11 protein-coding genes are annotated in these 6,811 nt (G+C 63.6%); 4 read left to right on the forward strand and 7 right to left on the reverse strand.

The annotated features are described in order from the left end of the window. Positions 1–162: 162 nt before the first annotated feature. Positions 163–975 carry a hypothetical protein gene (locus IU459_RS36100; RefSeq protein ID WP_195134081.1) on the forward strand — a complete coding sequence of 271 codons (813 nt, stop codon included), beginning with the start codon at positions 163–165 and terminating at the stop codon, positions 973–975. Beyond that, positions 972–1,376 carry a hypothetical protein gene (locus IU459_RS36105; protein ID WP_195134082.1) on the forward strand — a complete coding sequence of 135 codons (405 nt, stop codon included), beginning with the start codon at positions 972–974 and terminating at the stop codon, positions 1,374–1,376. Before IU459_RS36100 ends, IU459_RS36105 begins: the two co-directional genes overlap by 4 nt. Positions 1,377–1,473: 97 nt before the next feature. Here the strand turns inward: IU459_RS36105 and IU459_RS36110 are convergent, their stop codons facing one another. The 6 genes from IU459_RS36110 to IU459_RS36135 all read right to left on the reverse strand — a co-directional run bounded on the left by IU459_RS36110 (position 1,474) and on the right by IU459_RS36135 (position 4,922). Continuing rightward, positions 1,474–2,103 carry a hypothetical protein gene (locus tag IU459_RS36110; RefSeq protein ID WP_195134083.1) on the reverse strand — a complete coding sequence of 210 codons (630 nt, stop codon included), beginning with the start codon at positions 2,101–2,103 and terminating at the stop codon, positions 1,474–1,476. Positions 2,104–2,109: 6 nt separating this feature from the next. Next, positions 2,110–2,343 (reverse strand): DUF2188 domain-containing protein, encoded by a 234-nt coding sequence (locus tag IU459_RS40260; RefSeq protein WP_195134084.1) that lies wholly within the window; start codon positions 2,341–2,343, stop codon positions 2,110–2,112. 74 nt (positions 2,344–2,417) lie between these two features. Then, on the reverse strand, positions 2,418–2,573 hold the full coding sequence (locus IU459_RS36120; protein ID WP_195134085.1) for a hypothetical protein: 156 nt from the start codon (positions 2,571–2,573) through the stop codon (positions 2,418–2,420). 111 nt (positions 2,574–2,684) lie between these two features. Then, a complete protein-coding gene (locus tag IU459_RS36125; protein ID WP_195134086.1) occupies positions 2,685–3,701 on the reverse strand; it encodes an ImmA/IrrE family metallo-endopeptidase in 1,017 nt (338 codons plus the stop codon). Further along, entirely contained in the window at positions 3,698–4,387 is a 690-nt protein-coding gene (locus IU459_RS36130; protein WP_195134087.1) for a hypothetical protein, read from the reverse strand. Before IU459_RS36130 ends, IU459_RS36125 begins: the two co-directional genes overlap by 4 nt. Then, entirely contained in the window at positions 4,380–4,922 is a 543-nt protein-coding gene (locus IU459_RS36135; protein WP_324199162.1) for an RNA polymerase sigma factor, read from the reverse strand. The genes IU459_RS36130 and IU459_RS36135 overlap by 8 nt, the downstream gene beginning before the upstream one ends. A gap of 233 nt (positions 4,923–5,155) precedes the next feature. On the opposite strand from IU459_RS36135, the gene IU459_RS36140 reads away from it, so the two are divergent. Both IU459_RS36140 and IU459_RS36145 read left to right on the forward strand, forming a co-directional pair. Then, positions 5,156–5,560, forward strand: a complete 405-nt coding sequence (locus IU459_RS36140; protein ID WP_195134088.1) for a hypothetical protein — start codon at positions 5,156–5,158, stop codon at positions 5,558–5,560. A 51-nt stretch (positions 5,561–5,611) separates the two neighbouring features. Beyond that, complete coding sequence (locus tag IU459_RS36145; protein ID WP_195134089.1) at positions 5,612–5,803, forward strand: hypothetical protein; 192 nt, start codon at positions 5,612–5,614, stop codon at positions 5,801–5,803. A 277-nt stretch (positions 5,804–6,080) separates the two neighbouring features. Here IU459_RS36145 and IU459_RS40265 read toward each other — a convergent pair whose 3' ends face one another. Then, positions 6,081–6,746 (reverse strand): SPASM domain-containing protein, encoded by a 666-nt coding sequence (locus IU459_RS40265; RefSeq protein WP_195134090.1) that lies wholly within the window; start codon positions 6,744–6,746, stop codon positions 6,081–6,083. Positions 6,747–6,811 lie beyond the last annotated feature (65 nt).

Below are 6,811 nucleotides of genomic sequence, written 5' to 3' on the forward strand. Positions count from 1 at the left end.
CTCCCGGCTGATGCACCGGCTCGGCCGCCGACCACCGATCGAATACGAAGACGACTACTATTCCACCTGCTCCGAACAACCTGCCGGAGACAGATAACGCGGTGCGCACGGAACCCGGGGAGATTCAGGCTGCACGACTCGCCGCTGCTGTTCCCCAACACGATGGAGGTCAACGGCCACTCCTCGCCCGACCGGCTCAGGGCCCGAACCGTCCACGCCGCACGCAACGACCAGCTGATGACCCAGGACGTCGACCGATTCATCGACTGGGTCAACCAGTACTGCGCCGAGCACGGCCGATCCGACGCGATCCCTGCCGATCCGGTCAAGGCCAGCATCAGCCTGGGACGGCTGCGTCGCACGCTGGCGTGGTTCATCGTGCGCCGCCCACGCGGCCTGGTCGCCGCCGCCATCCAGTACGGCCACGTCCGCACCGGCATGACCCTCGGCTATGCCGGAAGCTACGACTCCGGATTCCCCGACGATCTCGTCTTCGAGGAATGGCTCACCCGCCTCGACGCCCTCAGCGACGCCCACCAACGACTGCGCGACGGCGAGCACATCTCCGGACCCGCTGCCGAGGTCTACCGCCAACGGGTCGAATCGGCGCCCCGCTTCGCCGGACGAGTGCTACGCCAATCCCGCGACGCGGCAGCACTGCTCGCCAACCCTGATCTTCAGATCTACCAAGGCAACGCCATGACCTGTGTCCTCGATCCCGCGCGAGCGGCCTGTCGGCTCGCCGGCGATGACCAGGGCACCCGCCGCACCCCCGACATCACCAACTGCCGCCCCACCTGCGCCAACATCGCACGCACTGACCGCGACATCGCCAAACTTACCCAGCAGGCCGACCAACTGCGTCTCATCGTGGCCGACCCACTCGCGCCGCCGATCCGGTCCCTGCGGGAACGGCGGGAGTTGACCCGGATCGAGAAGATCATCGCCGAGCATCGGAGCATCAGGAGACCATGACCGACGAGGAGGAACGCGCAGCGATCCATGCGGCTATGGAACGGCTGTTGGCGGGGACGCCCACGAACTCCACCGGCGCGTTGACCGTGTTGCAACTGGCCGCCGAAGCCGGGGTCAAACGTTGGGTGCTGACCCACAAGCACACCGACCTTCGGGACGAATTCCAGTCCAAGCGACCCCAGGCCAACGGAGTACCCGCCGCCTATCAGTATCTCCAAGCCCGCGTCGTCGACCTGACCGCCCGCAACGAGCAACTACGCGCCGACAAAGCCGAACTCGAACAACAACTTGTCATCTACGTCCAGCTCATCCACGAACTCGCCACCGAGAACACCCGCCTCCAAACAGCCGCTCCCGCGAACGTCACGGTCCTCGATGGACAAGCCCGGCATCCGAGCTGACGACACAGGCTGTCGGTCGCACCCTGGCATTCCCTCCCGCAACCGGTACTCCTGGTTTTGACACCGCGCGCACTACCACCAGCGACTCTGGCGGCGATCAGACCGTGGCCGAGCTGATCACCCTGCGCAGACTCTTCTCGTTGTCCTCGTCCAACCCGTAGGCAAGCAGGTAGCTGGCGATGAAATCGTTGGTGTAGCCAGCCGCGCGGATGTCTGCGGCGATCTCGGGGACCATTTCCCGGACGAAGTAGTTGTCCCGCCGGTCGCCATAACCGTTGTTGCCGTACTGCACGAGCCGATCAAACAGCGAGTGCACCTCATCTGGAACAGCCTGTGCTGGTTCGCCGGTGAGCGCGTCGACGGCTCCCACGGCCGCCGCCCAACCCGCGAGCGGCAGCCGGATTACCCCTGGCGGGCCGTCCAGGACCGCCAGGACGCCGCCATGTGCCCAGTTCACTGCCATCGCCATCTCCTTGATGGTGGGATAGTCGACGAACACCAGCCCGCAGGGCAGGTTCATCTTCCGCGATTTGGGCGTCACGGTGCGATCGTTACCGATCCCGAAAGGGTTGCCGCCCAAGGCTCCAGCCACACGGATCGCGGTGGCCGGATTCACGCCTTCAGATTTCACCCTGCGGATCAACGCCACCTCGTGCTCGGCGCGTACGCCCGGATTCGCTTCCGTCCATGGGATCCAAATACCGCGATGGTTGATCGTCAGTCGCATGCGCTCTCAGCCCTTCGAAGAGCGGGGGTCGTTACCCGGAGCGATCGTGTCCTGGCGTCGAATAGTGCCGTCACGACCGCGGACCTGCATTTCACCGCCACCAAGGTTGCCGAGGATGTCACGAGCACGGTCGATGCCGGCTTCTTGGGTGGGGACGATCGCGCTGGCACGGTCGGCACCAGGAGCGCGGACTTCCCAGTCACCGTCGTCCCGTCGCTGAACCATTCGCCTATTGGTCATGAAAATTCCTGCCTTTCAGAAGGATTGGGTATGAAGGGTGCTGTGCCCTGGCCCGGCGGGCCAGGGCACAGCGGCTACTTTTCGTTGCGGACGCCCTTGTGCTGGTGAGGGCTGCCGTCGAGGATTCGGCCGGTGGTGGTGTCTCGCTTGAACCACGTCTTGCCGACCTTGAATTCGCTGCGATTCTTCACGGCGCCGACGCGATGTCCGTGTCCGGTGTTCTTCGCCATTTCTGTACTCACCTCCGTTCCGACAGCGACCGGGCTTGGCCGGTGTCTGTTGCGCTGTCATCACGTAGTCGACACAGCTCGATCAAGAGTTAGCCCCGTCGTTACGGAACGCTAGGATCGGCATTCCTCACACAACCCTCCAACCACCAGGTGGGCCTGGAACCGGAGAAGGCAGCCGTGGCAGGCCTGTTCACGGGCGGCGCGACGCTGACAGCGACACCGTCCGCACTCGGGGCAGAACTGCTCGTTGCACTCGGGGCACGGATAGCCGCGGACCGTCCTTGTGCTCCCGCAACAATGGATGGTCGCCGTAGGGCGCTGATCGAAATCACGGGTGCCATCGAGGTGCAGGCTTTCGCAATCCCATAGGTCGATGTCGCTGAAGACCGCAGTGATCCGGCGGTGATCACTCACCGCGTCAACGTAATACTCGGCGCGGCGATCCCACTGATCCTTCCAGAACATCTTGCCGGTCACCGAGACACCGGCGTTCAGACTGGCCAACCGATGACCAGCAGGCAACAGCTGTCCCTTCCAAGGAACCACCAGGGGCCAGCCCTCTTCCGGATCCGGCCGGACACTGGCGAACAGCACCTTGCCCTCGGCGCGGTCGATGAGCGCCACAGCGCCGACGTGCGGCAGCCGAGTCGCGATAGCGATCGCGCAGACCGGTCGGCTGGCTTGCGTACGGTCGAACAACTCGATGATGTGTGCAGCTCGAACAGGCGGGCGCCCCACCACGGATGCGATAGACGCGGGCGGGAGCAGCAGACGCTGAGCCACCCGGTCACAAACAGTCTCCACCAGTTGTTCGGCGTGGTCCTGCTCGACGATCCACTCCATGACCTCGTCGGACTGGGGAATGAGCCAATGCCCAAGCTCATGCCCCAGGGTGAAGTTTTCTCGCCGGTTATAAGGCGTGGACACATAAAGGATCACCCCATCCTCGATGAACGAGGTGCCGTCGCACGCGCCGCCTTGGCGGCGTGTATCCGGTGGGTACTCGATGGGGGCGACGTTAAGTTTGAGGTCCTCACGCAGCGCCAGCAGCGGTTCCTCGGCAAACCGCTGCTGGACCTCCGGCGTCAATAGATCGAGAAGCCGAGCGACACACTGATCGAGGTTCAACGACTTCGCCCCTTCTCGTATGCCTCTATGAACGCGGCCAATGAATGCAGCATTTGAGCCGCATCCGGCTTTTCTCCTCGGTGAACCGTGGTCAACATGCGAGCCTTCAGTGTCGACCTGGCCAGCGCCTGTGACGTTCGTTGGCTCTCGGCCCATCGGGCGACGAGTTCCTGGAAGTCTGTCGACGCCATGACAGCTGCCACCTCGTCGTTCTCCGAAGCGGTGCTCCGGTCGGTGACCAGGTTGTCAGGCTGTGTCGCTGTTTCCTCGGCAATCGCGCGGATCAGCGCAGGTGACACCTCCGGTCCGCCTCGAGTCTCCCAACGGAAAACATCCCCGAGCGAGATGTCCCACCCCCGCGCAGCCAAGCGTTCGGCCAGGTCTCGCGCTGAATAGCCAGCGCTCTTCCTCGCCCGCGTCAAAGCAGTGGAATCGAGGCTGTAGGTAGGGTCGGGCACCAAGCCCAGCATCGCTGCGACACGGTCCTCCTCGAGCGGAAGAGCAGCCTCCTCCGCGGGGATGTCATCGGTGGCGCGTACAGCGTCTGCCACAAAATCGACCGCTGCGATCAATGCCTCGACCTCGGCAGCGTCCTCTTCATTCAGTACAGGTCGCTCCCCGGTCGCATCGCCAGTGCGTGCGTCCAGCAAATATTCGAGAGCCTTGTCCCGCTCGTTCTTACCCATCTGCCACCTGCTCTCGGTTTATGGCTTCCTGCAGCAACTCTGCCGCTTTGTTCGCGATCTGGCTCACTCGCCCGGGAGTCACTCCCAGCTCCGTCGCAACCTCCCCGCGAGGCCGCTTCTGGACCAGGTACTCGTCGAAGACCCTTCTCTGTTGGGCGTTCAGTACCGACAGAGCGTCCCAGGCGCGCGCTGCATCCCGGTCACGATCGACGGTCTCAGCAACGTCATCAGCCAAATCGTGGCCTCGTTCTGCGTCATCGTGAAGCTGCACGTCGAACTCCGGACCGGCATGCCGGAACGCGGCTGAACGAAGCCGATCCGTGGCCTTGTTCCTCACGATCCTGATCAGGAATGCCTCCCAACTGCGGATCTCCTCGGTCGGCGGAGCCTTCAGCAGCGATTCGAACGCATCATGCACCACGTCTTCAGCCTGGTCAGCAATGCCGCGTTCGCCGAGCACTTGAGCGGCCTTTCGCCGCATCGCTCCGCCGTACTTGAGGTAGAGCGCCGCCAAATCGGGCCTGGTGTCGTGCACGCCGATTACCCGCGCGTCTCATGTGTCGCAGGACTCGTCATCAATCCTCCATCCGGATAAACAGAAGCGGGTCCCCGACCCCGTGTGATACGTAGTCGAGGCAGGCGGCTCCCGCGTTAGCTGAGCCCCCCGCCAGGAGCACGCACTCATCCGGCGAACGAACTCACAACGATGCCCCACCTCGACAATGTCCGAGTTCGGACGACAAGCCACGAGGTGATGTCGTCTGTCCCATGCCCTCGTGCAACAAGTCCGAAGCGAGCGGGAGAAGGCTTGGCGTCGACAGCTCGGCGCTCTTGCTCCGCTGGATCAACGATCCCGCCAGCCACGACTTCGAACTGCACGATCTGGCGGTCGTAGTCGCCATTGTCGGTAGCGAGTGGGAGCAGACCATCCGCGACGCCACCGAGGTGGTCCTGCCCGAGCTTGCCCGCCACGGGATCCGGCTCATTCAGGCCGGCCGTGGCCGCCGTCGCGCTGGCAACGACGGCTCTGGTGTCGTCATCTTTTCCGACTCGCGCACACCCGACGAACTCCACGCCGCGGGGGCCTACACGCTTCTCGCTGAAATGCGCTCTGCTGGTACAACTCCTCAAGTCGGTGGACGTCGAGCGTGCACAGTTGACTGCACCATCTGAGTGTCCTCCATCATGGCGACGGTTCCGTTGTTGTGTTGGAGGAGCACTGGTTTGGACATCCGTCAGCAGTTGATGCAAGTCCGCGTCATGATTCCCCGAGCAGGCCTGGTCGTTCCTACCGATCGTGCGCACCCACCGTTCGTGGTGCTGGATCGGTCCGACGTCGAGATTGCCGCGGTGACCGAGTACTTGGCCGAGACACTCGGGCTACCAGCCGCACCACGGCGCCAGGCCAGGGAGTGAACCTGTTCCCGCGGGAACTCCCTTACAGCACTCGGGTTGTCTGGTCTGAGCGGAGGAACCTCTACTTCCTCGACGGAAAGGTGTAGAACGCCACGTGTTCGAGGGCTCCCCGCTCGTGGCTGCGCTAGATGGGTACCCCAAGAAGTCGAACCCGGCATCGATCAGGCACGGGACGCCGAGTGCATTGCTGACGGAGTGACGGGGCTGTGGATGGGGTTCAGATGATGTGCCCGATACTGCCGAGAACGCCGGGGTTCGGGGCGCGGACAGACTCTGATTACTCAGCTGAGTCACCAGCCCCGAGCATATTCAGCGCGACGGCCAGGCGAGCGGCCGCACTTTTGGAATCAGCCAGAGCTTTCTCGTGCTTGCGTTGGCTCGCTTCGACATCCGCACCGCAGTGTGGGCACTGAGAGGTTCCGGAGTATACATAACAGCAGCAGGTGTAACAGAGCACGAGTGTTCCGTCGTGGTCAGCCATCGGAACCGGAGGGCCATTGGGATGGGCCGCAGCCCGCGCCGGTCGTCCGGTCGGTTCGCATACGACGTCGAATTCGCCATGGTCGAATGGGGTGCCGGGCGCGGGGAGGCGGCGCACTACCCGCTCGCGCATACCACGCGCATCTAGCTCCAACGCCCGGTAGTGACAATACGGATTATTGCCTGGTTTCCCGACTAACGAGTGCGACGTCCACGTGCAGCCGGCCTGACACACCCGCGCGTAGTAGCAGCCTCGGCAGAATCCCCACAACTCGGCCGTCCGGTCGGCGCGCGCGAACGACAGCTCTGGAGTAGATGTCCAGATATCGCGTACGGAACGGTCGCGGACATTCCCGCCGCTGTAGGACGTGGTAGGCAAGGACGGGCAACCCTTAATCGTCCCATCTGCCTCTAGGGCCTGTGTCGAAGTGAGTTGAGGGGTGGCACCGCTGTGCGGTGCCACCCCTCAACTGTTTGTTTGAAAGTGGTTGTCCGCGTTGGCAGATGGGCGAGGTCTCCGGTAGGTGG

The organism is Nocardia amamiensis, assembly GCF_015477605.1.
Classification (GTDB): Bacteria; Actinomycetota; Actinomycetes; order Mycobacteriales; family Mycobacteriaceae; genus Nocardia; species Nocardia amamiensis_A.

Bases quoted from the DNA above. Each gene is read 5' to 3' on its own strand.
- IU459_RS36140 (WP_195134088.1), top strand. From the start codon at position 5,156: ATGCCCTCGTGCAACAAGTCCGAAGCGAGCGGGAGAAGGCTTGGCGTC.
- IU459_RS36130 (WP_195134087.1), bottom strand. From the start codon at position 4,387: ATGGGTAAGAACGAGCGGGACAAGGCTCTCGAATATTTGCTGGACGCA.
- IU459_RS36110 (WP_195134083.1), bottom strand. From the start codon at position 2,103: ATGCGACTGACGATCAACCATCGCGGTATTTGGATCCCATGGACGGAA.
- IU459_RS36105 (WP_195134082.1), top strand. From the start codon at position 972: ATGACCGACGAGGAGGAACGCGCAGCGATCCATGCGGCTATGGAACGG.
- IU459_RS36120 (WP_195134085.1), bottom strand. From the start codon at position 2,573: ATGGCGAAGAACACCGGACACGGACATCGCGTCGGCGCCGTGAAGAAT.
- IU459_RS40260 (WP_195134084.1), bottom strand. From the start codon at position 2,343: ATGACCAATAGGCGAATGGTTCAGCGACGGGACGACGGTGACTGGGAA.
- IU459_RS36100 (WP_195134081.1), top strand. From the start codon at position 163: ATGGAGGTCAACGGCCACTCCTCGCCCGACCGGCTCAGGGCCCGAACC.